This is a genomic window from Actinomadura coerulea (genome assembly GCF_014208105.1).
GTDB lineage: Bacteria > Actinomycetota > Actinomycetes > Streptosporangiales > Streptosporangiaceae > Spirillospora > Spirillospora coerulea.
On record NZ_JACHMQ010000001.1, the window covers coordinates 6,261,840 to 6,288,803 of the forward strand.

A 26,964-nucleotide genomic window follows, 5' to 3' on the forward strand; every position below is an offset into this window, starting at 1 on the left:
GAGACTTTTGGGCAGCTCTTCCTCTCGGCCGTCCGCGCGCTTCTACCGCACTGCGCGTTCCTTGGTGGCGTAACTGGTGTCGAAGAGCTGAAGACTCGCGTCCGCGAAGATCTTGGAGAGCCGCGACGCGCAGTCTTCCACGACGGTGAAGACCAGCTGGAAATCCGCCGAGTCACCAGGCAACACGGTTGACGGCGTTGGGCCGATGGGTGCTTATCCGCGGGCAGGTGCCCCGGGGAACCGGACCACGGCATCGGACAGATGGCGGAAGTTCAGTGCGACGGTTGTGAATGCTCAGCGGCTGCTTTCGCTCCGCGCGTGGCCTTCTCTCGGAGGTGCCGACAACGGCAACGTCGAGCGGCGCTGCACCGCGCCCGCCAGCGTCTTTGTGGGACAGGGCAGCTGGCCGTGGTTCGGTGAGTGAGGGCCAGACGCCGGAGGCGGTGCGGCGTCCAGACGACGGTTCGTGTGGGGTGGACGCGCGCGCCGTTCCGAGGTTGGCATGTGATGTGAAGGCGCACCGAAGTCAACCTCCGCAAGCACCGGTCGGGCAGCCGAAGCTCACCCGCAGAGGCGGGCGGCCGATGGAGCGGCGGCTCGCGGCGGGCCGAGTGGCGGGGTGGGGGCGGACGAGCCGGGGTCGGTTCTGGGCGCGATGGTGGGCGGCGGGCCGCCCGGGCAGGGCCAAGTGGACGGCCCGCCGCGTCTCGGCCTTGTGGGAGGCGGGGAAATAGTTGTAGACGGCCAGCGCGCCGCGCGGGCGGAGTCCACGGCGCTGCGCAGGTCCGCGCGGGAGACCCGGCGAGAACTTGAATTGTCGGCTGCGCTTCGTCCCCCGCTCATCCAGGAGCCGTTCATGCGCCGAGGGGCCGCCGTTTCCCGTGTGCAGATGGAACTCGGGGTACTCGTCGGCCATTGGACCCGGCAGGGACGCAGGTCGAGATGCTCGAGGGGGTGGGCCCATGGTTGTGTGAGTTTGCGACGGGTGTTAGCCGACGCTGCGGATTCCAGGTGGAGAGGAGGCATCGTGCCGAAGACCGTCCAGTTGAGGACGTACACGATCAGGGAGGGCCTGCTCGAGGAGTGGGCGGCCAGATGGCGGGAGTCGGTGGTGCCGCTGCGGTTGAAGCTGGGATTCGGGATCGGGGGTGCCTGGCTCGATCACGAGCGCAGCCGGTTCGTGTGGGTGATCTGGTACGAGGGGGAGGAGACGTTCGAGGAGGCGAACCAGCGGTACTGGGCGTCGCCGGAGCGGGAGGCGATGGGGCTGGACCCGTCCGAGTACCTGGTCGATCGCGACGTGCGGGTGGTCGAGCAGGTCTACTGATCGGGCTCGGGGAGAAGGTGGGCCAGGCGTTCTTCCTGCGCGAGCGGGCGGAACACGCGGGTTCCGGCCTTGGATTTCAGGGCGTCGAGGTCGACGTCGAAGGGCCAGAGCCGGGCGGTGCCATCGAAGGAGGCGGAGATGACGGTCTGGCTGTCCGGGGTCCAGGTGACGGAGACGACCGGGCCGCGATGGACACCGATGACGCCGATCTCGGTGTAGGTCCTGCCCGCCCACAGACGGACGGTGCGGTCGTAGGACGCAGTGGCGATCATGAAGCCGTCGGGTGACCAGGCAACGCCAGCGACGCGGGCCTCATGGGCGTCGAGGACGGCCAGTTGCTCGCCGGTGGTGGTGTCCCAGACGCGAGCGGTTCCGTCGGCGGAGCCGGTGACGACCCGGCGCGCGTCGGGGGACCAGGCGATGTTGTCGACCCAGTTGGCGTGGCCGTGCAGCGTCACGGCTTCGCCGGGGTCATGGACGTTCCAGATGCGGGCGGTGCGGTCATCGGAGGTGGAGCCGAGGTGCGCCCCGGTGGGCGACCAAGCGAGACCAACGACCCAGTCGTGGTGACCGGCCAGGCGCTCGGTGGATTCGTGGTCGCCGCGGGGGTGGATGACGATGGTGCGGTCGTGCCCTGCGGTTGCGAAGGTGTCCGAGCCGGGACGCCAGGCCACGGCCTCATGAATGTCGCTGCTGGGGATTCGGTCGCCGGAGATGTCACCAGGAGAGGCTTCGTCCAGCCTCCACAGACCGATCGTGCGGTCGCTGGAGCAGGAGAGCAGCATCGTGCGCCCCTCCACGCTGGCCCAGGCGAGATCGTGGACGGTGTCCCGGTGGTCGGTGATCACGGCGTGAAGGGTGCCGTCGGCGGCGTCCCAGATCCGGATCGTCGCATCGTCACCAGCCGTGGCGATCAACCGTCCGGACGGCGTGACCGCGGCGGCGCGGACGGGGCCGCGATGGCCGGCCAGTTGGAGACTCTCGGCGCCCTTGGGGGTGACGTCCCAGATGCGGGCGGTGGTGTCGGCCGAGCCTGTGGCCAGATGCGCGCCGTCGGGTGACCACACGACGCCCCACACGTCGTCGGTGTGGCCGCGGAGGGCAAAGATCTCCTCGCTGGTCCGCGGGTTCCAGACGCGGGCGGTGTTGTCGCTGCCGCAACTGGCCAGGTAGGTGCCATCGGGTGACCACGCCACATTCCACACCCGGGTCCCGTGGCAGCGGATGAGCCCGGTCTGTGCTGAGGAGCGGACGTCCCAGATGCGCATGGTGCCGTCGCCTCCGGCCGACGCGACGAAGGCTCCATCAGGGGACCAGGCGACACCTTCCACGAAGTCCTGGTGGCCGTGGAGCACCGTGGCCGTGCCCGTGGCGAGATCCCAGATCCGGACGGTCCTGTCATGGGATCCGGTGGCCAGGAGGTTGCCGCTGGGCGAGAAGGCGATGCCGAGGATGTTGTCGGTATGGCCGTGCAACTCGGTCACGGGTTCGTAGGTGTCGGCCCGCCAGATGCGCACCACCCGGTCGCGGGCCCCAGCGGCGATCTGGCTTCCGTCCGGTGACCAGGCGACGGTTCGCACGACGTCGGTCGCGCCCGCCAGCACAGCCAGCGTGCGGCCGGTGGCGGTGTCCCAGACGCGGACGGTGTGGTCGCGGGAGGCGGTGGCGATGCGGCGGGCGTCCGGCGCCCAGGCGACCATCTCCACCATGCCGCGGTGGCCTTCCAGCACGGCGGTAGTGGAGCCGGTGGTCGCGTCCCACAGCCGGCAGGTGCCATCGCGGGACGCGGTGGCGATCAAGGCCCCATCGGGCGACCAGGCGAGGTTGCGGACCGCGTCGGTGTGCCCGTCCAGCACGTGGGTCAGGTGGCTGAAGGCCAACGCCGCCATGAGCGCGCGTGTGGCGGCCGGTGTCGGCGGGCACTCCGAAAGCGCTGCCGCGGCCAGCAGGATCGCCAACTCGGGGTACTGCTCGGCGTTGGCCAGGACGTACTGGCCGATCCCCTCCGACACGCGTCGCAGGAACGCCAGGTCGCGCCGTTTGGACGCCTCGATGAACGCGCGGATCTCGCCGCTGTCCTGCCCGGCCGACTCCAGGCCTTCCAGCCACTGCAGCGCGAGTTGGAGTCGCTCGCCGGTCAGCAGGTAGTCGACCTTGTGACCGGCCTGGCGCCAGTCCGCGGCCCATCGTTCCAGCTCGGCGCGGCGCCGCAGCAGCTCCGCCCGTGCCTCCACCTCCTGGCGCAACGGCGCCCACTGGCGGAACAGCGCCTCATGCGCGACCTGCGCGATGGGCGTTCCCTCCCACACGTCGGTGACCAGGAGCCGGGCCTCCACGAATGCGGTGACGACGCGTCGCTCGTCCTCGCTCAGATCGTCCAGGACGACGCGGCGGCGGGTGGCCTCGGTCCCTTCCGTGGTGACGAACTTGAACAGCACCGCCAGGATCGGCTCGATGCCCTCGTCTCCGCGCAGCGCGGTGACGAGCTGGTCGGCCTGCCGGGACAGCGCGCCCGCGACTCCGCCGAGCCGGCGGTACGCGTCGAACGTGGCGACCTTCCCGCGCCCGGACGCGAAATACAGCTCCTGCAGCAGATAGGCCAACAGCGGCAGTGCATCGGCTGTCCCGGTGTCCTCGACGATCCTGGTGACCAGGCCAGGCTCGAACCGCAGCCCGGCCAGCGCGCCCGGTGCCTCAACCACCGTCACGAGTTCGGCCCGCGTCAACGCGCCGAGCGCTATGGGGCGAGCGAACAGTGCGGCATGGCCGGTCTCCAGGAAGGAGCGCAGGAACTCGATGCGGACCGTCGCCACCACCCACAACCTGGAATCGGCGCGCAACGCCGCCGACAGCGCCGACAGGAACAGGTCCCGCTGGTCGGATCCAGCAAGCGTGAACAGCTCCTCCAACTGGTCGACGGTGATGAGGACGCGGGCATCGCGCCGCCCCGACCGTCGCCGCGCCTCTGCGACCAGCTCGGCAAGCGCGGACGGCGCCCCTCGCAACCGTTCTGCGTCCCGAGCGTTGCCGAACGTCGTCGCCAACGCAGCCATCGGATCGGACCCCGGCGTCAGTACCGGCTGCACCAGCCAGCGGCGCCCGCGCAACCTGGGGATCAACCCCGCCTGAACCATGGAGGACTTACCGCTCCCCGAAGCCCCGGCGACGACCACGAACCGCTCGCCGTCGCGCTGGTACAGCTGACGGAGCAGCGTGCTCACCGGCTCGTCCCGTCCGAAGAACACCGCCGCCTCGTCCTCGGCGAACGCCTCCAGCCCCGGATACGGAGTGCGTCCCGGATCCCACTCGCGCTCCGGCGCCCGCGGCGGGTTCTCCAGCCGCGCCGACACCGCCGTCAGGACGATCAACGCCAGGATCAGCACCCCGAGCCCGGGAACGGCGATCTTGCGCAGCAGATCCAGCGGCAGCGGCGCGTCGTCGCCCCCGGTCGCGTAGTTCGTCAGGATGCCCAGAAGGGCGAGCACGACCACGAGCAGGACGTTCAACGCGATGTTCAAGCGGGGCCTCATACGCCGCACCACCGGCACGCCTCGCCCATCCCGCTACCCACGCCAGTCCCACCCGTCCCCGGACACGGCCTGATCTTCTTCAATAATCGAGCGGAACGCCATTGCCGCAAGGGGAAGGCGATGATGAAGGTTCGACCCGGACGACTGCGGTCCTGGACGCCCGGGCTAAGCGCTGCACGGAGTACGGCCAGGTCAGCCGTGCACACTCGCCAGCACGACGCGCTCGCCGCTGTTGCTGTGGGTTCGGCTTGCCTTGCGCCTAGTGAGGTTTTCGAGAGGCATTAGGCCAGTGTCGGACGCGCGGATGGACTTGTCAGCGGGCAGGTCCGCCCGGCTGCAGTTGCCTCTGGGGGAGGCGGACGGGCGTGGGTCTTGCCTGTGGGGACGGTGGGGTGCGGCGGGTCGTCCGGGTCGGGTGACGGGACGACTCGCCGCTGCACGGTAGTCAGGGCGGTGCTGGGTGGTCAGTGCGTGTCGGCGGCGGACTGGACGGCCGTCCGCAGGGCCGCGCGGGTCAGCAGGAGGACGGGGCCGTCCGGGTCCTTGCTGTCCCGCACCGCCACCACCGGCGCACCGGTCATCCCAGCCATGTCCGCCAGCTCGACGCATTCACCGCCGTTGCTCAGGCTTCGCTTGGCCTTACGCCACTTGGCCTTGTTCAGGTCCATCGTTCTTCGGCCACCTTCCTGATGAAGTCTCGCGACATGTCTGCCGGAAGCGCTCTGCTCCGGAGCTCAACCAGGACGCGTGAAAGTTCCGTGAGATCTGCGGGGTCGTCTGTCGTGAGCCCTCGTATAGCCGTCTCTATGTAGGCTATCTGGCTCATGTCGGCCATCGTAGCCAGGACGAAGCTGCTGCCGTTTCCTGGGTGTTCGCCACTTCCGATGATGACCTGGACCGTCACGTTGGGGCGCTCACCGAGGGCGATCAGGTGCTCAAGTTGCTCCTTCATCGTCTCGGCGGTACCGACCGGCCTGTACAGGGCTTGCTCGTCGACCAGGAGCGTTATCACCGGAGGGTTCTCCTGGCCGAGGATCTTCTGCCGCTCCAACCGCGCAGCTACTGCCTCTTCATTTCCCTTAAGGATCGCCTTGGCGTACGCCGCCGTTTGAGCCAGACCTGCTATGACGCAGAGCTGATAGCACGTCAACTCGACGGCGTCACCTTCGATCTGGGGCCAGTCGAACCAGATCGGTACGGGGTGACCGTCCTTGTTCAGGTCCTCCCACAAGCTGATGAGTGCGCCATCCGCCTCTAGGTAGTCGTCCACGATCTCGACGAATGATCGACTTGCGCGTCTCTTACCCGCCTCGATCCGGCTGACCTGTGCACCACTCAGGTTCGTCAAGTGCGCGATGGTCTCCTGCTTTGCTCCCTTGGCCTCGCGCATCCGGCGCAGTTGACGGCCAAATGCGACGAGAGCGGGGGACTCTCGGGGCCGCTGTCGACGTGAAGGCATAGCCCTTACCTCTCCTCAGCATTTACCCAGCAGAAGGCGTACTTGCCAACGCCCGCCAAGCCCACTTGGCAAGCCAATCGTAGCCCGGATAGTGGCTCAATGTGTGGAGTACGCCACACACGGTGAGGAGAGGGTCATGGGGCAGGCGGCGATGCAGAACGAGATGGTGGTGAAGCAGGACCCCAAGGTCGTCGCGGAGGTCCGGCAGTTCGTGCGGCTGGTCACCGGTGAGTACGGGATGGACGACTTTGTGCCGTGCCTGGTGGCCAGCGAGCTGGTCACTAATGCCCTCCAGCACGCGGCGTCCGCAACGGACGACGACGTGATCTTGAGGTTGAGTCGCACCGAGGACGACGCGCTGTGGATGGAGGTTCAGGATGCCGCCTGCAGCCTCCCGCACATGCTGGCGGCCGACACCTCCAGCGAGACGGGCCGGGGCCTGTTCATCGTTGACCAGTACGCCCGCTGCTGGGGCATCCGCGCCCTGGCCGGCAACGTCGGCAAGGTCGTCTTCGCGGTCATCGACCCCACCTGAAGACCAGCGGAGGGGCGTACTCTCCCGTCCGCGAGCGTAGCGCTATGGGGTCGTGGGGAGGCGTATGCGGACGAGCATTTCGGCGATCTCGCGAGTGCGTTCGTCGTCGGGGCCGTTGATGACCAGGTGGTCCTGGTAGAGCAGCTCGAACACGTTCTCTGCGGCGGTCTTGTCGCCTGCCGAGAGCAGGAGCATGCCAATGCTATGCCGGATGTCGAGCGCGAGTTCGCTGGCGTGGCTGTCGGTGGCGGCAACGTCGTCGAGGAGGCGCTGGAATTGGTCGAGCGCGACGGTGGTCTGGCCGAGGTTGGCGCGGCAGAGGGCGGCGTAGCGACGAGATTCCAGTGCGCGATCGCTGGTCGGCCCGGCAGTGCGGGCATAGGCGCCGGCCAGGGCATCAAACTCGGGAAGGGCCGTGCGCGAGTCCCCGCCGAGGAAGAGGGTTGGCGCGCGGTGGAAGCGAAGCTTGAGCAGGTCTGGGCTCGCGGAGCTCAGCATCCCGGCGACCCGGCCGATGACCGCGTCAACGACATCGGCCGCTTGCGCGAGCCGTCAGAGCCGACCCCAGTGCGCTGCCGCTCCCACCTGTGGTGATGTCGACCCCAGCAAGCACCACCGGTATAAAGAACGGCATTACCCTCTCCTTTGCCACACGGCACTGGGATAGATATGAAACTAATGATTTCGGCGGTGCTTGCGAACGAACGTGTAACCTGGCTTCAAAGGCTTGTCGTTGGCGACCTCGGCCCGACGCTGAGCTTCTTCGTGCGCATCGAGAGCGTCCATGCTGGCCTGTTGTCCAGCTGGCAACCTACGTACGAAACCCGAAACGGTTTGCGGTTTTTGTGGTAGCTGCCGGACTGACTTGCGACTTGCTTTATCACTTGCGGGCGTAATTTGTGGGCGAAAGCATAGAAGATCTATGGGTGGCTTATGTGGCACACTCGGAAAAATTGGATGACCGGTAGATCCAATCGATCCCTGAACTCGATGAATCTTACTTTCGTTCAATAGTTCGCTGACCGCGTGTGTGACTCGGTGCAGTTGACCGGCAGGAAACCCTAGGCGGACCATGTTGCGCTCCAGTGCCTCCTCAGCCAGGACTGCCACTCCTTCGGCGTCCAGATAGCCGACCACCTGTAGGGTTCGTAGGACCCACTCCTTTGCGCTCAGCCCCGAAGGCTTGGCCGTCGCAGGACCGCCCGGGGCGGTATTCCTGGTGACAGAGGGGGCGTCGTATTCGAACTGAAGCAGTCTTCCATTAAAGCGAACCGGACTTTGCAAGATATTAAATTTGGCAATCAGTGTTCGCTTTTGCGGGAGCCACGATAGTTCGAACTTCATTCCTGGAAAAAAGTTCTTGGGCAATCCCATGCGAGGAATGGATACAAAAGAGCGGTCAGTGCTGAAGGGTACCTTGCTTACAGTCGTTTCCATCCGATCCAGAGGCAAGCAGCCCTCAAGTACAAGAAAAACCGTTTTTCCTTTTTTTAATGACGGTTCAAACTCGCGAGGCATGGGAAGTGTCAATGCTTTCGGATTGTCATCCTCCAGCACATAATCCCATATGTAGATTTTCCCCTTTTTTTGAGCTGAAAAAGGAGTGATCTCTAGAGTTGTCTTGATGGGGACGTCTTCTGAGGGCGTCCGACTGTCTCTCCGTGGCAGAGGAGCGGGCTTTACATTTATGGCCTGGTCGCTCGAAGTCGCCTGCCGAGAAATCCTACCGCCGACGTCCATATAGGCGCGGCGTATCGCGTCGAACTCCGTTGCTTCGCGCGAGAGTCGAGACTTGTTCTGTAGACTTTGCTCGAGCTGAGTGAGATTATTGTTCTTCGCTAGTTCGCTCCGAAATTCAGCGATCACCTTCGCTTTTTGTTTTCCAGTGTAAATAGCAATGATTTCCAGTAGAGCGTTACGCTGCCTCTGGAGGATACCTGGCGGCCGCACGGACGCGTCCCCCAGCCGGGATACGACTATCTCTCCCTCGGTCTGCCACAACGCATAGTGCGTTGCGGCGAGCGACACTTTGCGATTCGTTCGTCCCAACTCACGTGCGAGGGGCGATGCGTTCTCGCCTCTCGCGATCCGCTCACGCAGTTCACGTGCCCAACCGTGTACAGAGGGCCGCGGCTTTGCTGTCCTCCCCTTTGATGAGACTCGCCAGACGTCACCCGACATTTGGGGACCACTCGTCGGCGAAGGTTTCGAGCTGTTCGATGACCTTCTGGATGGCGTCGGGCTGCTCCTCGGGTGGGTAGCCGTGGCGCGCCAGGAGGCGCTTGATGATGGAGCGGAGCTTGGCTTGGACGTCGTCCCGGGCCGTCCAGTCGGTGGAAAGGTTGCGGCGGACGGCCTTGACGAGGTCGCGCGCGATGGCGGCGAGCTGGTCGTCGCCCATGAGGGTGCGGACGGTGTCCTTGGCGGCGACCGCGTCGTAGAAGGCGAGCTCGTCGTTGCTGAGGGCCGGGTTGAACTCCTGGCCCCGGTTGGCGTCGGCGGCGACCTCCTTAGCCATCGCGACGAGTTCGGCGATGATCTCGGCGGCTGTGAGGTTCTGGTTGGTGTACTTGCGCATCAGGTCCAGCAGGCGGTCGGAGAAGCTCTGCCGGCGCACGATGTTGTGTTTTGTAACTTTGCGCATCTCCTGCTGGACGAGCCGGCGCAGGGCCTCGATCGCGATGGCGGGATGCTTGGCGGCCTGCATCTTCTTGATGTAGGACTCGTCCAGGTGGGACAGGTCCGGCTGGTCCAGGCCGGCTTCCTTGAACAGGTCGATGACGTCTCCGGCCTCGATCGCGCTCGCGGTGAGCTGCTTCAGGTACAGCTCGACCTCAGCGGGGACGGGACGGCCTTCGGCCTGGCGGCGGGCGGCGTCGAGCTTGACGACTACCACGCGCACGTCCCGGAAGAACGCGATGTCGTCGCGGACGTCGTTCAGGTCGCCGCTGGTCGCGCAAAGGGCGTAGAGGCGCGCGAGGCGCGCGGCGCAGCGCAGGAACTTCTCCTTGAGCGTCTCCTTGTCGGGATCGGACGCGTCGGGCTGGTTGAGCGGGTGCTGCGGGTTCCAGATGTAGTCGGCGGTTCCCGTGACGGCATCGCGGTAGGCGGTGGGCGTCCCGGCTTGCAGGATCTGGCGCCAGGGGTGGTCTCTGAGCAGTTCACCGATGCCGTCGAGGAGGTCGCGGACCTTGGTGATCGCCTCGTCGAGATCACGGCCCATCGGCTTGGTGTGCTGGTCGTCGGTGGTGTACTCGGCCAGTGCGGCGATCAGGTTCTCGTGGAGCGGCGCGTAGCCGACCATGAGGCCGTCCTGCTTGTTGCGGAAGGTGCGGTTCACGCGCGCCAGGGTCTGCATGAGCTGTGCGCCGCGCATCGAGCGGTCCAGGTAGAGGGTGTGGAGCGGGGGCGCGTCGAAGCCGGTGATCAGCATGTCCTTGACGATGATCAGCTCAAGCTCGTCGCCGGCGTCCTTCATGCGCCGCTGGACGGTCTTCTGCTCGCGGGGGCGCAGCCGGTGTTTGCGGAGCTTGTCGGGGTCGCTGGTGGACGAGCTGTAGACGACCTTGATCTTGCCGGTGTTGACGTCATCGGAGTGCCAGTCCGGCTTTATGGCGATAATTTGCTCATACAGATCGGCGCAGATCTCTCGCGTGCTGCACACGATCATCGCCTTGCCGGGGGCGTCGATGAACGGGCGCATCGCCTCCGACCGCGTCTCCCAGTGCTCGACGATGTTGGATGCCAGCTTCTCCAGCCGGGCGGGTGCACCGTAGACGGCGTTGAGCGTGGCGGTGGCGTGCTCGACCCGTTTGCGCTCGGTGTCGTCCAGGCCCTCGGTCGCCTTGTCTGCCTCCTCGTCCAGCTTCTCGGGGTCCATGCCCTCAGGCAGTTCGAGCTGGATCAGGCGGTTCTCGTAGTAGACGGGCACCGTGGCGCCGTCCTTGACGGCCCGGGTCAGGTCGTAGATGTCGATGTAGCCGCCGAACACGTCCTGGGTGTTGCGGTCGATCTCAGAGACCGGTGTGCCGGTGAAGGCGATCATCGTTGCGTAGGGAAGCGCGTCGCGCAGGTGCCGGGCGTAGCCGTCAAGGCTGTCGTAGTGGCTGCGGTGCGCCTCGTCGACGATCACGATGATGTTGCGGCGGTCCGAGAGAAGCGGGTGCGCCCGCCCGGCGTTCTTTTCCTCGGTCGTCTTGCTGAACTTCTGCAGGGTCGTGAAGTAGATGCCGCCGGTACGCCGGTTGGACAACTCGGTGCGCAGAGCGTGCCGGCTGTCGACACGGACGGGCTTCTCCGGCAGCAGTTCGCTGGCGTTGAAGCCCTCGAAGAGCTGGTCGTCCAGATCGTTACGGTCGGTGATCACCACGATGGTGGGGTTGCCGAGCGCCGGATGCTTGAGCACCTGGTTGGAGTACAGCTCCATCTCGAACGACTTGCCGGACCCCTGGGTGTGCCATACCACGCCGGCCTTGCCGTTGCTGCGCACAGCCTCGATCGTCTTGTCGACCGCCTTGGATACCGCGAAGTACTGATGCGGCTTGGCGATCCGCTTCTGCACACCGTCGTCCGATTGGGCGAACGCGACGTAGCCGGTCAGGAGCTCCACAAACTGGCGCTGGTTGAACAGGCCGTGCAGCGTGAGGTTCAGCTCGCTGTTCTCCCACGCGGCAGCGGGCTGCTCCTTTGGCTTGCCCTGCTCGTCGACGTTCCAGGGAGCGAAGTGGTTGAAGGGAGTGAACGCAGTGCCGTACTTCGTGGTCACGCCGTCCGAGACCAGGCACACCACGTTGCAGCGGAACGCGTCCCAGATGTCCCTGACGTAGGCCATGAGCTGGGCGTGGGCGGCCTCGGGCGTGGCCCGCTCGTCGCTCATCTTCTTCAACTCGAAGACCGTAACCGGAAGCCCGTTCATGTAGAGGACGACGTCGAAACGGCGCCGCTCCTCGCCCTTGACGACCATCACCTGGTTGGCCGCGACGAAGTCATTGCGGTACGGGTCGTTCCGATCGATCAAGTGGACGGTCGGATGCTGCTCCGCACCGTACTCGTCGACATAGCTGATGCCGCGGATACCGTGGGTCAGGTATCCGTGAATCCGGCGGTTCTCCGCCTTAGCGTCCTGCGACTGCGGCGACAGCACCAGGGAGACGATCTCGTCCACGGACGAAGCGGGCAGGCTCGGGTTGATCCGGACGATCGCGTCCCGCAGTCGGCTCGGGATGATCAGCTCGTCCCAGGATTCCCGCTCACCCGAGCCCACGGCGACCTGCTTGCCGTCCTTGTATTCCCAGCCGAGCTCACCAAGCGTGCCCAGCACGTCATGTTCGAAGTCGGCCTCGCTGTAGCCGCTCATACGGCATCCTCCGCGACTTTCTCCGCATCCCTGATCTTGATCTCCCCCGACACCAGCTTCGGCAGCAGCGTGTCACGCAGTCGCGAAAGGCTTCGATTTTCGGATATGGAGCTTTCTGCCTTCCGAGCCAGGGATGCTGTTAGCCATTCAAATTCTTGCGCCTTTTGCTCGCCAGGCCAGGGGATCTCAAATTTAGCTAGATCGGCCCATTTTGCCCTGGGCATCCGGGTCCCATCGCCCACGGCCGAGGCATGCGCTACTACCTCGTCGCTAGAGAGTGCCGCGAGCAGCCATCCCCGAAAATGTTTATTTTTCGGGCGAACGACCAATATGTCGGTAGAGGCTACGCCGTCTACAGGGGCGAGTCCCACCTTGTGGAAATAGGGTCGTAGCTTCCCGAACAAGATATCACCTGCACTAAAGCGCGCCTTGGCGCTGGTGACTGCAGAGGAGGTATCCCATCGTGGCAGCCACATTTGACGCCTCGGCATGTGTTCAAGACCTATGTATTTTTCGGAGTCTCCCAGCTGTGCTACCGAGACGGTCTCTTTGACGAGCGCACCTATTTCGTCTATCCTAAGCTGGCCTGTAATGTTCCTTTGAAACATTGCATAAATAGCTCGGACCGTGTCATCGGCTGTAGTGAGGATTCGATTATTGACGGCGATTTTATCGTCTAGTGTCCCTAGAATGTCGGCGATCGTATCCTGTATTGCTCTTTCGGACGGCAGAGAAAGTTTGGCTGCCGTAAGTGTGCTGGCACTCGCATTTGGCTGGGCCGATTTGTCGCCGAGTACCCCCGCCACGTATTTAGTGAACTGAGGAGACTTGAGTAGATAACCGACGAAACGCGAGTTGATCTTCTCGTTCACCTTCAATCGCACTAGGTATGATGCGAAGACAGCGTCAGGCGGATCGGCGATCCACTTGCTTCGCCCGGTAGTTGCGCCCGTTCGAGCGATCACTATGTCGCCGTGACGAAGTTTGTATTTTTCGGCCTGCGACGAAGTTGCTGCGACATGCGGAACCTGAGACCAGTCGAAATTGCTTCCGACGATATCGGTTATCCGGAGAAACTTGGGTCCGACCTCGGATTTGCTTGCGCTCGCAGTCAAGCCATAATCGACAGAATCACAAATGTCGCGAAGGCGGACTACCTGCCACTCAGACATCGAGGTTCTCCAGCTGCTTCCGGATGGTCTGTTCGAGGCGAGTGGACTCTTCGAAGTGGGTGAAGAGTTCCTTGGTGAGGCGGTCGAGCTTGTCGGCGATGGGCTCGTGGTCCTCTTCGGCCTCGGGGGCGCCGACGTAGCGGCCGGGGGTGAGGATGTGGTCGGCTGCGCGGATCTCGTCGGTGACGGCCGAGTAGCAGAAGCCGAGCTCGTCCTCGTACGTCAGGCCCGCCTCGCGGGCGCTGGGGGTGCCGCGCCAGGCGTGGTAGGCGTTGGCGATTTTCGCGACGTCGTCGTCGGTGAGGACGCGTTCGGTGCGGTCGAGCATCGTGCCCATGTTGCGGGCGTCGATGAACAGCGTCTGGCCTTGACGGTCGCTGTGGCCGGCATGGGCGGACTTGTCCTTGGTGAAGAACCACAGGCACGCGGGGATCTGCGTGGTGCGGAACAACTGCGAGGGCAGCGCGACCATGCAGGCCACGAGGTCGTTCTCCACGAGGGCGGTGCGTATGTCGCCTTCGCCGGACTGCTTGGAGGACATCGAGCCGTTGGCCATGACGACGCCAGCGCTGCCGCGGGTGCCGAGCTTGGAGATGATGTGCTGCATCCAGGCGAAGTTGGCGTTGCCCGCAGGCGGGGTGCCGAAGCGCCAGCGCGGGTCGTCGCTCCGCCGGTACCAGTCCGACATGTTGAACGGCGGGTTGGCCAGGATGTAGTCGGCCTTGAGGTCCGGGTGGCGGTCCTCGTAGAAGGTGTCGGCCCACTTGGTGGACAGGTCGCCGCCTATGCCGTGGATGGCCAGGTTCATCTTGGCCAGTCGCCAGGTGCGTTCGTTGGCTTCCTGGCCGTAGACGGCGATGTCGTCGCGGCGGCCACGGTGGCTGAGGACGAACTTTTCTGCCTGGACGAACATGCCGCCCGAGCCACAGCACGGGTCGTACACCCGTCCCTTGTAGGGCTCGAGAATTTCGACCAGGACCTTGACGACGCTGGCGGGCGTGTAGAACTCGCCGCCGCGTTTGCCCTCGGCGCGGGCGAACTTCTCCAGGAAGTATTCGTAGACCTCGCCGAGCACGTCACGGGCAGACTTGCCGTCGTGGCCGGTGAAGCGGGCGTCGCTGAGCAGGTCGACGAGCTCGCTGAGGCGGCGCTGGTCGACGTTGTTCTGGTTGTAGATGCGGGGCAGGACACCGGCCAGGGACCGGTTGGTCTTCATGACCGCGTCCATCGCTCCGTCGATCAGCTCGCCGATTGCGCCGGACTTGGCTTGCGCCGCCAGCTCGGGCCAGCGGGCCCCCTCGGGAACCCAGAAGACGCCCTCGCCCTCGTACTCATCCTTGTCGTCCAGGAACGACTCGTGTCGAGACTCCGGCACGCCGTCGGCGACGAGCTCGTCACGAATCTGGTCGCGGCGTTCGGCGAAGGCGTCGGAGACGTACTTCAAAAAGACCAAGCCGAGGACGAAGTCCTTGTACTGGGCGGCGTCCATCGAGCCGCGGAGCTTGTCCGCGGACCTCCACAGGATCGCCTTCAGCTCCGCCATCGTCGACACGCCGGGCAGTTCGGCCTGTCCGGCGGGGGCTTTCTTGCGGGGCGGCATCTGTCTCCTCAATTCGGGTTGTCGCGTCAGGCGTTGGGGTCGGTGAGGGTCAGGGTTCCGTCGGCGAGGCCGGTGGCGGCGATGCGGCGCAACTCGTCCAGGGCGGCGATCTCGCGGTGGGCGCGGTCCCGGCGGTCGTCCAGGTCCGCCAGCAGGCGGTCCAGCCGCTTCACCTCGGACGGGGACAGCAGCGGCAAGGCCAACTCCTGCAGGCGCTGCGCCGGCCGGATGGCTCCGTCGGCTCGTCCCGCGCGGTCCAGCAGGGCGGCCAGCACGCGCGGTGTGAAGTGCTTCTTGCCGTCCTCCTCGATGCGCAGGATGCGGGCGGGGAACTCCACCACCGAGTGACCGTCGTGGTCGACGGCGGCGGACGGTCGCGGCACGGTAGTGATGATGACGTCGCCGGGCTTGCTGTGCCGGGCACCAGGGCAGGTTCTCTCGAATTCGAAGCGGTCGACGCGGCGGCTGCCCGGTTCGCTCTCGCCGAGGACTTCCGGAGGGCCGAAGACGGGATGGGAATTCGTCGCGTTCACCGTGCTGGAGGCGGGGCGGATGAGCCCGGCTGGCAGGCGCGTGCCCTTTCGCAGCGACAGCGCCTTCGCTCGGCCTCTGCCGGAGAGCTCCGCGATGGTCGCGGTACGCGGCGGACGTGGCCTGGGGACGGCGGACAGATCACTGTTCAGGCGGGGCGCGTCCGGCCGGGCCTCCCACACCATGCGTTCCAGTTCGAGCGCGCGAGCAACGCGTTCTGGCACGTCCCAGCGCAGATCGTCCTGGGACGGCAGGTAGCGGGGGAGCATTGGACGCGGCGAGGCGATCAACGCGCTGACCGGGGTCGCGACGGTGTGGATGCGGCGACGGGCTTCGGGATCGAACTGCTCGTCACGCCAGGCCAGTACGTCGGTGACGAGGGCATCGACGAGGCCGGGAGTGAGGGCGCGGTCGGACACGTCCGCCAGAAGCACCTTGCCGCGCTCCCCCACTGCGTAGTCGGCGGTGAGCACCCACAACGCGAGTTCGTATCCGGGGCGGTAGGGGACGAGTCCGCCGGGCAGCCGGATGACAGCCTTGATTGAACCGGAGGCCAGCAGCTGTCCGCGCAGGACGCCGGCATCACTGGTCGGGTCGAGCGCGGCGGTTGTGTCCGCCGGCGCCACGACGACCGCGGTCGCGCCGGGGGGTAGCGGCAGCAACAGGTCGTTCAGTGCGTTCAGTGACAGCACGGCGGAGCGTTCCTCGGCCGGACGGTAAGGCAGTTGGGTAACGACGATCGTGGCCTCGTCCAGGCAACCGTCCGGGTCGGTGCGCGCCTCGTACTCAACCTCGGGGACGTCGCGCACGGCTAGGCGCCGCCGCGTCAACCGGGCCGACACCGGGTCGGCGCAGCAGGCGGTGACGCGCAGGACCTGGTCGTCGCGGAGCGTGCCGGCGACCGCGACCAGCAGGTCGCCGACGCCGGCGGACGGGTCGACGAGCCGCACCTCGCCCTCACGGTCGGCGCGGGCGCGGGCATCGGCCAACCCCGCGACCAGGGACTCCAGCACCAGGTCCAGTCGGCCAGACGACAGGCCGGCTGCGCCGAGGCGATCGCGGACCTGCATGATCCGTTCGAATGCCCCCTGCGGGCTCCAGGCGGCCTCCACCAGTTCGTCCACGGCGGCCGGTAGCCAGGGCGCGCGCAGCCCGCGGATCTCTGAGGCCAGCAGTTCGTCGTCCGGGTCGGTATCGTCCGCCTGCTCCCGCAGGCGCGCCATCAGGCCCGACGTCTCATCGTCGAGCGGCTCGTCGCCGGACAGGTGCCGGAGGCAGATCAGCGCGGTCAGCGCTGGGATCAGCGTGCGAGGCGCCAACTGGGCGCCGAGCCGGGCGAGCGTGTGGACCCGCAGGTCCCCTTCGATCTCGCCCTGCTCGGCCCGCCCGGTCTTGACCAGCCAGTCGACGATGCGCGTGGCCTCGAAGAGTTGTTGCCCCCGCTCTTCGGTCGCCGGTTGCGGGAAGTCGGGGTAACGGCGGCGCCAGGTGCTGACAACCGGCCTCCGCACGTCCGCCAGTTCGGCGATCTCTGTCATGGACATCAAGAGCATCTCTTCACGAGCAACAGCCATCGTCAGCACCTCCCCTCACTGCGCGACCGACACTAGAGCAACCGGCAGATCCGGGCTCTCATGATGGCCGATAACGGCCCTTATCAAGCACTTTCCGGGGTTTCCTCGGGGTCTTCTCCCGTGGACTCCACGACACGGACGGGAGGCTCCGCCGACGCCGCCTCCATCAGTTCCGGACGCTTCAGCGGACGAGTGGCGACCTCGACCGGAGCCAGCGGAGCGGGATCGGCCTCGACGACCTTCAACTCCTTGAACTTTCGCGTCGTGACCATGACGCGTCCCTCCAGCGAAGCGATCGCGTCGTTGTAGGCCTTGACCGATCCGTCCAGGGCACTGCCGAGGCGCTTGAAGTGGCCCGCCATGGTCGTGAGCCGCTTGTGCAGTTCGCGGCCCAGATCGTGGACCTGGCGAAGGTTCTCCTGGAGCGCCGCCTGCGTCCAGGCGATCGCGACCGTGCGGAGCATCGCGATCAGGACCGTGGGCGTGGCGATGACGACCCGCTTCTCTGCGGCGTACTCCACCAGGCGGGGCTCCTTGTCGAGCGCGGCCTGCAGCAGCGCCTCGCTCGGCAGGTACATCACCACGAACTCCGGGCTGCCGGCGACGTTCCGGTAGTACTCCTTGCCCGCCAGCGTGTCGATGTGCTTTCGCACGTGTCGGGCATGGTCGGCCATGTGGCGGTCCCGCTCGGTGTCGTCGGTGGTCTCCAAGGCGTCCAGGAACGCGGCCAACGACACCTTCGCGTCCACGACCACCCGCTTAACACCGGACAGATGCACCACCATGTCGGGACGCAGCGTTCCCTCGTCGCCATCGACGTGCTTTTGCAGTTCGAAGTCGCAGTGCTCCTCCATGTTCGCCAACTCAACGGCGCGCTTGAGGTGCAGTTCGCCCCAGTCGCCCCGGACCTGCGGCTTGCGCAGCGCGTCGGCCAGCGCCCGGGCCTGTCTGCTGCTCTCGACGTTCGCGTCGGCCAGCATCTTGAGCTGTTCGCTGAGCCGGCTCTCGTTGTCGCTCCGCTTGGAGTCGAAGGTGCTCAGCCGCTGGTCCATGTCCGCCAGCCGTTCGTTGATCGCACGGCTGGCCGATCCCAGCCGGTCGTCCGCGGTGGCGATCAGCCGGTCCTGCGAGGACTCCAGCATCTTCGTCACGAATGCCTCGAACTGCTCGGTCTGCTGCCGGGTGGTGTCGTCGCGCAGCTTGTCCAGCTCCCTGCGCGCCGCCTCGACCTGCTCCTGCTGCCGGCGCAGTCCGTCGCACTCCTCGCGGGCGACGGCCAGGTCCTGCTTGATCCCGGCCAGGGTCTGCTCCTGCCGGTTGACGTCCCCCTGGAGCCTTGCCGCAGTCTGCTGGCTATGCTGCAGCCTCTCCTCGAGGGAACGGGTCTGCTGAACGCTCTCCTGCACCGACTCCTTCAGGAGTGCGTTCTCCTTCTCGGCCGCCTGCAGCTTCTCCCGCATCGTCTCCAGGTCGCGGTCGAGCCGCGCTGCCTGCTCAGCCCGCTCGTTGTACCGCATGGACAGTTCCGCCGAGGACGCGTCCGCCCGTTCGGCTCGGCTGCGGGCCTGGTCCCGTTCCGAGCGCAGCTCGTGGGACTGTGCCCGCGCCTGGTCGCGCTCGACCCGGACGACCTTCTGATCGGCCAACAGTCGGCTCCTCTCCGTGGCGAACCGGCCGTGTGCGAGCGCGTAGCCGATGACACCGAAGAGGACGCCTGACAACAGACACAGGACGACACACACGAGAACGTTCATGGTGGACCTCCGGGGAAGACGGCCGGCGCGATTCTCGATGGCCGGACGGCGGTGGAAGCGGGCGTGCGGACTCAGGAGGTTCGCGGGACCTGGGAGCCGCAACGAGCCCAGACGTTACGCCGCCCGATCGCCTTAAAGGACACAGAAGTTTGATAACCGGGCTTATCGGCCTACTCGATAGTTCGCGGTGCTGAAGCTGCCTACGTTGTGGGTCGCCGCGGCAAGCCAATCCGCTCGCCGATGGCACCAGGAGGACAACCCTCACGCCCAGGAGTCGAAATGAAGAAGTCCCTGCTCGTCCTGCCGGTCCTGCTGTCGTTCGCCCTCACGGCGTGCACCGGCACAGAGGTGACCAGCAACCCCGACAACAAGCCCGCCGCCTCGAAGGGACAGGAGGCCCCGCCGAAGGAGGAGGGCGCCCGAGCTAAGATCGGTGACACCATCACTCTCGACAGCGGCGAGGATGGCCTCAAGCTTGAGGTGACCGTCGTGAAGGTGGTCCCGTCGGCCAAGCCCAAGGACGAGTTCAACGTCCCCGAGCCCGGACACCGGTTCGCCGCCGTGCAGATCCGCCTGAAGAACGTCGGCTCCACCACCTACGACGACTCCCCCGGCAACGGCGCGCAGCTCATCGACGACGAGGACCAGCAGTACGGCGAGGGTCTGAACGAGATCGCCCTCGGCGCCTCCATCGGCACCTCCGTCAAGCTGGCGCCCGGCAGCAGCCGCAAGGGCTACCTGGTGTTCTCCGTCCCCAAGAAGGTCAAGCCCACCAAGTTCCAGTTCACCCTGGACAGTGGCTTCGGGCCTCAGGCCGGCGAGTGGCTCCTGAAGTAGCGGCTAAAGGCGCTGCCTGGGGCGGCGGCCTTCAGCGACGTCTCCGAAGACAGCAACTCGGGCACATCTCCGGAAGGGCAAAAAGTGGCCATGTGCGCAACGGCAGAACCAATAGGCCGCATAGAGCCCATCGTGCATACTGCCCATACGCGGCGGGAGCGGACGGGGCGGTGATCGTGGCGGTGCACCAGGCCTGGGAGCTGGTTCGACACTTCTGCTGTGATGAGAGAACTGCGAAATATGGCCCTTATGTCCCGCTGATCCCGGACGAGGAACCGCAGCCCCGCGTCCTGCTCGACGACCGCCTGTACAGCTTCGAGCTGATGGAGAGCGAGGACGACCCCGACCTCACCGGGAGGCCCGTCAACGTCGAGGTCTACCTCGGGCTCTCCAAGCTGGGCGGGCTGCTGTGGGACCAGGAGATCCGGGCACTGCTGCGCCTCTCGGGCCTCGAACACCCGGCCCTCCCGAAGCTGCTGGCCGGCGGCTACCAGGACGCTGAGACCGTGGCGATGGCTGGGGTGTCCGATCCGGCCATCGACGGCGCCGCGTTCGTGACCACCGAGGGCGCCGACTGCACGCTCGCCAAGCTCGGCCCCGACCGCTACGGCAAGGACCGGCTGGAGGCGCTGCGGCAATTCGAGCACCTGGCGGACGGCCTGGCTGTCCTGCACGACCTCGGGCTCTCGCACCGGAACCTGTGGCCGGGGGCCGTCGACTACGCGCGCGACGAGGCCGGCGGCCATCGGCTGCGGTTGGCTCGGTTCGAGCTAAGCGCCTTCGTGTCAAACCTGCTCACTGGCACGGCCGTCGACTCGGTGGCCGCCCGGGACGACGTGCGCCGACTCATCCTGGGGCAGGGGGCCGGGCCGCTGCCGTACCTGCCACCCGAACGCCTGCGTTTCCTGCTGCCGCTGGACGAGGAGACGCAGGACGCCACCGAGAGCGCCAGAGCGGACGTCTACGGACTGGCCGCGATCGTCTGCGAGTGGTTCCTCGGTCCGTTCCCCGCCGACCTGGTGCCTCGGGCGATCCCTGACGAGGCGGACGGTCCGGGGCCCGTGCGCGCGGTGCGAGACCGGTTGGACGCACTCGGCGAGCACCTGCGCGGCGCCTTGCTCAAGGCCGATCTGCCCGTCGGATTGCGGTCGCTGCTGCGGCGCATGCTCGACAAGAATCCGGACGACCGCCCTACCGCCCAGGAGGTCGTCAACGAACTCAGCGAGACCCACGAGGCCAACGTCGTCGAACTCGGCGAAGCCGTCGAGGACCGGCCCTATCTCGTGGCGTTCATGCCGGACAAGTGTGAAGAGACCCTCGGCAAATGGGGCTGGCTCGAGTTCGACGCCGACACTCCGGAGGGCATCCGCGAAACCGCCGCGCTGCTGACCCGGGACCTGCGGCACGCCCAGGTGCTGCACTCCAAGGACGGAGCTGAACCGTACGTCGACGGAGGTGATGCGGAGGCCAAGCGCCAGGCCACGACCGCGATCCTCGGGGAGCGGGCCGTCTGGTTCTGCCAGATCTTTCGCCGCGGCCTCGCGTACGGCCGCGGCGAGCAGCTCCCCGACGTGCTGCTCATCAAGTACGTGGCCCGGCGCGACGCGCACAAGCTGCAGACCAGGCTCGACGACCTCAGGGCCGGCTCCCGCGCACGGCACCTGCCCGAGGTCAAGGTCTTCGACTACCGGCTGGTGGAAGGACGGCTCGACGCGCTGCGCCGGGGGCGCCCCTCCTGGGTCCGCTTCCTCGAGGCGGTCGCCCCGGTGAGCCGCGCCTCGGAACGGGAACTCGACTATCAACGGGCGATCGACTGGCTCCTGCAGTACCAGGGCGTCGAGCTGCAAGCTCGCCGCTACCCCTACAAGCTGGATCCGGACTACGTCAGCGCCGACGGCAGCGTGCTCGTCTACTGGGATCAGGCCCGCGACAAAGACCGGATCTACAAGCAGGCCCTGTTCACCAAGTACGCCCGCTATCCCGACCTGCGGCCGGATTTCGGCGACTTCTTCGGGCGGCTGGAGAGCGAGGAGGGCGGCAGCGCCGACGTCGAGCTCTATCCGGGCGACACCGACCGCAAAGGCCCGGACGTCCAGGGGATCGCGGCGGAAGTCGTGCGCCGCGACGGGCGCGATCGCATCATCCTGCGCCGCAGGCCGGACCAGCCGAAAATCCCGGCCACCGGCTGGATACGGCCGGCCGACGACATCGGCTCCGAATCGGTCCTCGCCCGCCAGGCCGAAGCCCGCTGGGAGCTGTTCGCGATGAAGCCGCTTACCCGGCAGCTGCGCAGGCCCTCCGGGGTCCGCACGTTGCCGCACCGGTGGGCGAGGGCGGGGGACCGCCTGCTGGAGGGCGGCAAGAAGGCCGTCCAGAACATCCTCACCCATGAGCCGTTCTTCGCTCTGCAGGGCCCGCCCGGCACCGGCAAGACCACGGTGACGTCGCGGGCCATCGCCGCCTACCTGCGGGAGTGGCCGACCCACCGCGTCCTGGTGTCGGCCCAGTCCAACTTCACCCTCGACAACCTCGCCGCCCGCATCCTCAAGGACATCGGCGCCCGCGACGACAACGGCCCGACCGACCGGCTCGCCGACGTGCCGATCGCGCTGCGCATCGTCTCGCAGCGCGGCAACCCGGACCAGGCGATCAGACCGTGGCTGCGGGACGATCTCGTCGTCCGGCGGTTCCGCCAGATGCGCACGCATGTGGACAAGATGTTCGCCGCCGGGGTGGACGACGGACTCCGCCCGGTCCTCACCTACTGGCGTGCGCTGCTCAACGAAGAGGGGCGCGAGTCGATCCTGCCGGAGCTGGCCGACCGCGTGCAGCGCGGCGCGAACATCGTCTTCGCGACGTGCGCCACCGCGACGGCCCGGAACATCGGCGCGGCGGGCGGCGACGTCTCCTTCGACTGGGTGGTGGTCGAAGAGGCGGCCAAGGCGTGGCCGACCGAGCTGGCCATTCCGCTGGTGCGCGGCACCCGGTGGACGCTCATCGGGGATCACTATCAGCTGCCCGCGCACCGCCGCGACGAGGTCGTCCGGTTCCTCGAGGCCTGCGTCGGCGACCCCAACGCCGGGATCTCCATCGTCGGTGAGAAGAAGCAGACCTACATCGACGCGTTCGACCTGTTCCGGAACCTCTTCGACACGGCGCCGCGCCCGGGGGACGCGGAGCGGCCGACGGCGATGCTCTCCACCCAGTTCCGGATGCGCAGACCCATCGCCGAGGTCATCAGCCGCGTCTTCTATCCCCGCGAGCTCGGCCCTGACGAGCCACTGCCCGACGACGGCCTGCCGCCGGGCGGGCTGGGGACCCACCACGACGAGGAGCCGTCGGCGCTGCGGGCACCGCACTGGTTGCGGGAGCGCGCCCTCGTCTGGGTGGACACCGAGAGCCTGCCGTACTGCGAGGAGCGCCCCTACTGGAAGAACGAGGGAGAGGCGGAGCTCGTCAACGCCATCGTCTCGGCGATGGACCCGCGCCCCATGCCTGGCCGCGACGGGTACAGCGCCGAGCCGCTCGCCGTGCTGACCCCGTACCGGCAGCAGGCGGAGGTGCTCCGCCGCTACGGTGCGCTCACCGAGCACGTCCAGACCATCCACGCGTTCCAGGGCCGCGAGGCCGACATCGTGGTCGTGTCGCTGGTCCGCAACAAGACACGCGGCGGGGGCGGCGCCGCCGAGAGCTACGGCCATCTGAGCCGTCGAGACCTGGTCAACGTGATGTTCTCCCGGGCCCGCCGGCTGCTGGTGATCGTCGGCGATTACGAGCACTTCGCCCGGTACGAGGACGGCGACGACGTCTTCTGGCAGCAGGTCTGCCAGGCCGTTGACCAATACGGGCACATCTACAACGCCTCTGAGGTGCTTCCGGTGGAGGGGCTGTGAGCGGCGTCGTCACCGTCTACGTCCCGTGCGACGTCGTGACCATCGTGGTCCGCATGGGCTACGGCGATTCCCTGTCGGCGATGGAAGAGCTGACGCTGCGCGCGGTGCACGCCGGGCTCGCCGAGCCCGACCAGCTCGCGGAGCGGCTCGGGCTCGGCATCCGGCTCGTCCACGACCTCGTCTATGACCTGTGGCGGCAAGGCCACCTCGCTATCAACACCGAGACCACCCCCCTCACGCTCACGGTCTCCGACACGGTGGCCCGCTGCCTGGACGCGGACCGGACGGAGGAGCTGCGTGGCGCCGAGAGCGTCTTCGAGCCCCGCGAGCTGATGATCGACAAGCTGACCATGCGGGTGCTGCCCGCCATGGGGCGGTTGAAGCCGTCCCGGGCCAGGCTCGCGGTACCGGTCGAGAGCCGGGCGGTGAGCCTGGCGGACGTTCCGCAGAGCGCCGTGATGAAAGCGCTGCACGAGTCGCTGCGCAAGGAACAGAAGGCCCAGTCCGTCGTGGTCGATCGCACGCGCGGACCCGTCGTCGGGCACCGGGCCCGCCGCGCGCTGTCCTACCGGCTGCCGCCGCCTGACCTCCGCAAAGCCGCCGGCCGCCGCTGGATCGAACTGAAGGTCGCACCGCACTGGGACGAGGAACTCCAACACCTGAGCGTGACCGTCGTCGACGACCGGCTGTCCGCCGAGCTGCGCCAAGAGGCGTCCGAGCGGCTGACGCAGCTGGTCGCCGACTCCCCGACCTCCGCACTCGGCACCGAGCTGCGCGAGCACGCCCAGGGCGCGATGGTCGACCCGCCGTCGCCCGCCTCGGCGCTGCAACGCCTCGAACGCCGGATCAGCGGCGCCGCCGACATCCCGGCAGGGCAGCGCCGCAACTGGCATCTGGAGCTTGCCGACGATGCCCGGCAGCTCGAAGGGCTGCTGCAAGCGCAAGTCCAGCGGGAAACCTCGGCTCACATCATTACCGGGGAGGAGCAGGAACGCCTGTTGCCGCTGCTCATCGGCCGGGCCGAGACTCAGCTGGTGATCGTGTCGCCCTGGATCCGGTACCGGGCGCTGAAGCCCCTCCTGGACCCGCTGGCCGACCGGATCCGGCGCGGTGTCCGCGTCGTGTTCGCCTGGGGCGTCGACCCTGACACCGAGTTCAGCGAGGCATTCGACGACCAGACCCGCAACGCGCTGGAGGACCTCGCCCGCGCGGCTCCGGGCGAGCACGTCCAGCAGGTCCTCCTGCCGATGACGAGCGCGCGCACGCATGCCAAGCTCTTGGTGGTCGACGACCATACGGCCTTGGTGACCAGCCGCAACCTGCTGTCGTCCACGGGCTCGCTCTCCGAACTCGGGGTCGTCCTGGAGGCCGGGGAAGGCGAATCTCCGGTCATTACCGACCTGCTGGGCTGGGTCCGCGCCGCGATCCCGTCGTACGAGCAGAGCCGCAGAGTCTATGTCCGCCCTTCCGAGTTCGCCGCCGCCCGCAGCGCGTCCGGCGCGGTACGGCCGGGTGGGGCCGGCCCTGGCCCAGGTGCGTCCCGCGGCACATCCCCGTCGGAGAGGGCGCGGCCGGACGCTCCGCCGAGCGCCGCCGACATCGAGGCTCCCCGCGAGGACGCCACGGATGCCGCGGTCGAGGTTACCTCGCTGCGGCTCTGGACCAAGGCGTGGACCGACCACGTCCAACGGAGCCGCGCTTTCCTGGAGAGCCGCACCTTGCCCTCCGTCCGCACGGTCACGGACGCGGCGCATCGCGGGCTGCTGCGCACCGCCCTCATCAAGGCGGCGCGACGGGTGGTCATCGCCTCCCACGGGCTGTCCGCCGACGCCGTCGACACCGGGCTCATCGGCGCGCTGCGGTCCTGCCTGGACCGCGGAGTCGAGGTGACTCTCGTGTACGGGGACGGACGGCGGCTCACCGGGCCGGACCGCCACAGATGGGAGATCGCCAACGCGCATCTGGAGGACCTGAGGCGGGAGTATCCGGGGACACTGAGACTGATCAGCGGCGGCCACCACGCGAAGGTCCTCGTCTGGGACGATGAGGCGCTCGTCGGGAGCTTCAACTACCTGTCGTTCGAGGGCCGGTACGGGCGGCAGCGGCTGGCGTCGGAGCTCAGCGTGCGGCTGACCGGCGGGGACATCGCCGACGCGGTGGCCGGCGCGGTGGGAGCCGCTCCGCTGGTGCGGACCGAGCAGAGCGCGTCGCGGCCCGTCGCGCCCGCCTCCGCGGGCGCGGCCTTCAACGCCGCACAGCATCTGCTCAAGTCCCACCAAGACGGCGACGCGGACGCAGCTGTGCTCGTCCGCGGCGTCCTCGCCGGCGCCGAAGACCCCTGGCATGTCCTCGAAGCTCTCGGCGAGGAGCCCGATGCCCCGCCCGCGCTCGTCACGCTGGTGGCGGCGCGCTGCCTCACCGACCACGCCGGCTCGGGCGGAGACGGGGAGCGGAGCCTCCGCTGGCGCCGGTGGCTGATCGACCGCCTCTGGCGGAAAGGGGACTTCGTGGAGGCCGCGGTGCTCCGGCAGACGCTCCCCGATCCGCGCCTGCGGCCGCGTCCCGCGCTCGCCATGCTCGCCGCGGCCCGCCGCACGCCCGCCTTCGTTCCGGCCCTGGAAGACCTGGCCATGGACGACCCGGACGCCGGGGAGTGCGTGGTCGGCGTTCTCGCTGCCGCCGGTGCGGTCATCCTGGAAGGCAGCTCCTCCGCCGCCGAGGTCCTGGACCTTCTCGCGACGGAAGTCGAGGGCATCTGGGAAGAACTCGCGGCGCGCACTGCGGAGTACCAGGCGGTTCCCGGAAGCCAGCCGATCACCCGGTCGACGCTCCGCGCCGCCCTGCAGGAATCCGAGCTCGACCAAGAGCGGGCGGACGCATGGGCGACCCTGGAGCGCCTCGTCGACCACGCGCAGTCGACCACGTTCGACAACACCATCAGCACCCGGACGCACCGTGCACTGTTCGACAGCGCATCCGGAGAGTTCGCCGTGCTGGCGAAGCGCGTTCGGGAGCGCTCTCCCGAGGTGCTACGCGCCTGGTCGGCGGAGCTGCCGACCAGGAACATGGCGCAGCTGGTCCAGAATGTCGGGGCGTCGGTGGCGCTTGGCAGGCCGCCGATGCACGGCAGTCACCTCAAACGGTACGTGAAACGGCTCGACCCGATCCTTGCCCAGGTCGACACCGTCCTGCGGCTGTGCCGGGACGACAAGGAGCCGGGTGCGGGTGCGGCGCTGCCCGAGGAAGCGCTGAAGCTGTCGCAGTGGCTCGTGGACTCCTGGTCCGCCTTCACCGAGCGCGCCGGCGAAATGCCCGCACCGGAAGGGCGGCTCGTTCGCGCGTTCCTCGACGACCTGGAAGAGCTCGCCCGATGGGGGACGACCCGATGACGACCGA

At 67.3% G+C, this 26,964-nt stretch carries 16 protein-coding genes; 5 read left to right on the forward strand and 11 right to left on the reverse strand.

Annotation, left to right across the window (positions count from 1 at the left end; genetic code table 11):
* Positions 1-42: 42 nt before the first annotated feature.
* Complete coding sequence (locus tag BKA00_RS28945; protein ID WP_185030244.1) at positions 43-186, reverse strand: hypothetical protein; 144 nt, start codon at positions 184-186, stop codon at positions 43-45.
* An 841-nt stretch (positions 187-1,027) separates the two neighbouring features.
* Here BKA00_RS28945 and BKA00_RS39375 point away from each other — a divergent pair.
* Positions 1,028-1,327 carry an NIPSNAP family protein gene (locus BKA00_RS39375; RefSeq protein WP_185030248.1) on the forward strand — a complete coding sequence of 100 codons (300 nt, stop codon included), beginning with the start codon at positions 1,028-1,030 and terminating at the stop codon, positions 1,325-1,327.
* Here BKA00_RS39375 and BKA00_RS28955 read toward each other — a convergent pair.
* The 3 genes from BKA00_RS28955 to BKA00_RS28965 form a co-directional block, all read right to left on the reverse strand.
* Positions 1,321-4,833, reverse strand: a complete 3,513-nt coding sequence (locus tag BKA00_RS28955; RefSeq protein WP_244993808.1) for an nSTAND1 domain-containing NTPase — start codon at positions 4,831-4,833, stop codon at positions 1,321-1,323. The genes BKA00_RS39375 and BKA00_RS28955 overlap by 7 nt on opposite strands.
* A 488-nt stretch (positions 4,834-5,321) precedes the next feature.
* Positions 5,322-5,525, reverse strand: coding sequence for a DUF397 domain-containing protein (locus BKA00_RS28960; RefSeq protein ID WP_185030250.1), 204 nt, complete (start codon positions 5,523-5,525; stop codon positions 5,322-5,324).
* Positions 5,516-6,316 (reverse strand): helix-turn-helix domain-containing protein, encoded by an 801-nt coding sequence (locus tag BKA00_RS28965; RefSeq protein ID WP_185030252.1) that lies wholly within the window; start codon positions 6,314-6,316, stop codon positions 5,516-5,518. Before BKA00_RS28965 ends, BKA00_RS28960 begins: the two co-directional genes overlap by 10 nt.
* Before the next feature lie 136 nt (positions 6,317-6,452).
* Between BKA00_RS28965 and BKA00_RS28970 the strand changes: the two genes are divergently transcribed.
* The gene (locus tag BKA00_RS28970; protein WP_185030254.1) at positions 6,453-6,851 is read left to right on the forward strand and encodes an ATP-binding protein; all 399 of its coding nucleotides are present in this window, start codon (positions 6,453-6,455) and stop codon (positions 6,849-6,851) included.
* Between the two features lie 42 nt (positions 6,852-6,893).
* On the opposite strand, the gene BKA00_RS28975 is transcribed toward BKA00_RS28970, so the two are convergent.
* The 7 genes from BKA00_RS28975 to BKA00_RS29005 all read right to left on the reverse strand — a co-directional run bounded on the left by BKA00_RS28975 (position 6,894) and on the right by BKA00_RS29005 (position 18,730).
* Positions 6,894-7,349, reverse strand: a complete 456-nt coding sequence (locus BKA00_RS28975; RefSeq protein ID WP_185030256.1) for a tetratricopeptide repeat protein — start codon at positions 7,347-7,349, stop codon at positions 6,894-6,896.
* A gap of 177 nt (positions 7,350-7,526) precedes the next feature.
* Positions 7,527-8,879 (reverse strand): hypothetical protein, encoded by a 1,353-nt coding sequence (locus BKA00_RS28980; RefSeq protein WP_185030258.1) that lies wholly within the window; start codon positions 8,877-8,879, stop codon positions 7,527-7,529.
* A gap of 142 nt (positions 8,880-9,021) precedes the next feature.
* A complete protein-coding gene (locus tag BKA00_RS28985; RefSeq protein WP_185030260.1) occupies positions 9,022-12,207 on the reverse strand; it encodes a type I restriction endonuclease subunit R in 3,186 nt (1,061 codons plus the stop codon).
* Positions 12,204-13,379 (reverse strand): restriction endonuclease subunit S, encoded by a 1,176-nt coding sequence (locus BKA00_RS28990; protein ID WP_185030262.1) that lies wholly within the window; start codon positions 13,377-13,379, stop codon positions 12,204-12,206. The genes BKA00_RS28985 and BKA00_RS28990 overlap by 4 nt, the downstream gene beginning before the upstream one ends.
* Positions 13,372-14,979 carry a type I restriction-modification system subunit M gene (locus tag BKA00_RS28995; protein ID WP_185030265.1) on the reverse strand — a complete coding sequence of 536 codons (1,608 nt, stop codon included), beginning with the start codon at positions 14,977-14,979 and terminating at the stop codon, positions 13,372-13,374. The genes BKA00_RS28990 and BKA00_RS28995 overlap by 8 nt, the downstream gene beginning before the upstream one ends.
* Positions 14,980-15,005: 26 nt before the next feature.
* Positions 15,006-17,093: a hypothetical protein gene (locus BKA00_RS29000; RefSeq protein WP_185030268.1), complete on the reverse strand. Its 2,088-nt coding sequence runs from the start codon at positions 17,091-17,093 to the stop codon at positions 15,006-15,008.
* Positions 17,094-17,167: 74 nt separating this feature from the next.
* Entirely contained in the window at positions 17,168-18,730 is a 1,563-nt protein-coding gene (locus BKA00_RS29005) for a DNA recombination protein RmuC (RefSeq protein WP_185030271.1), read from the reverse strand.
* Positions 18,731-19,117: 387 nt separating this feature from the next.
* Here BKA00_RS29005 and BKA00_RS29010 point away from each other — a divergent pair, with 387 nt between their 5' ends.
* The 3 genes from BKA00_RS29010 to BKA00_RS29020 all read left to right on the forward strand — a co-directional run bounded on the left by BKA00_RS29010 (position 19,118) and on the right by BKA00_RS29020 (position 26,957).
* Positions 19,118-19,675, forward strand: a complete 558-nt coding sequence (locus BKA00_RS29010; RefSeq protein WP_185030273.1) for a DUF4352 domain-containing protein — start codon at positions 19,118-19,120, stop codon at positions 19,673-19,675.
* 176 nt (positions 19,676-19,851) lie between these two features.
* Positions 19,852-23,568, forward strand: a complete 3,717-nt coding sequence (locus BKA00_RS40660) for an AAA domain-containing protein (RefSeq protein WP_185030276.1) — start codon at positions 19,852-19,854, stop codon at positions 23,566-23,568.
* A complete protein-coding gene (locus tag BKA00_RS29020) occupies positions 23,565-26,957 on the forward strand; it encodes a phospholipase D-like domain-containing protein (RefSeq protein ID WP_185030279.1) in 3,393 nt (1,130 codons plus the stop codon). The genes BKA00_RS40660 and BKA00_RS29020 overlap by 4 nt, the downstream gene beginning before the upstream one ends.
* Positions 26,958-26,964 lie beyond the last annotated feature (7 nt).

Bases quoted from the DNA above. Each gene is read 5' to 3' on its own strand.
- BKA00_RS28960 (WP_185030250.1), bottom strand. From the start codon at position 5,525: ATGGACCTGAACAAGGCCAAGTGGCGTAAGGCCAAGCGAAGCCTGAGC.
- BKA00_RS28965 (WP_185030252.1), bottom strand. From the start codon at position 6,316: ATGCCTTCACGTCGACAGCGGCCCCGAGAGTCCCCCGCTCTCGTCGCA.
- BKA00_RS28970 (WP_185030254.1), top strand. From the start codon at position 6,453: ATGGGGCAGGCGGCGATGCAGAACGAGATGGTGGTGAAGCAGGACCCC.
- BKA00_RS28975 (WP_185030256.1), bottom strand. From the start codon at position 7,349: ATGCTGAGCTCCGCGAGCCCAGACCTGCTCAAGCTTCGCTTCCACCGC.
- BKA00_RS28985 (WP_185030260.1), bottom strand. From the start codon at position 12,207: ATGAGCGGCTACAGCGAGGCCGACTTCGAACATGACGTGCTGGGCACG.
- BKA00_RS28990 (WP_185030262.1), bottom strand. From the start codon at position 13,379: ATGTCTGAGTGGCAGGTAGTCCGCCTTCGCGACATTTGTGATTCTGTC.
- BKA00_RS28995 (WP_185030265.1), bottom strand. From the start codon at position 14,979: ATGCCGCCCCGCAAGAAAGCCCCCGCCGGACAGGCCGAACTGCCCGGC.
- BKA00_RS29010 (WP_185030273.1), top strand. From the start codon at position 19,118: ATGAAGAAGTCCCTGCTCGTCCTGCCGGTCCTGCTGTCGTTCGCCCTC.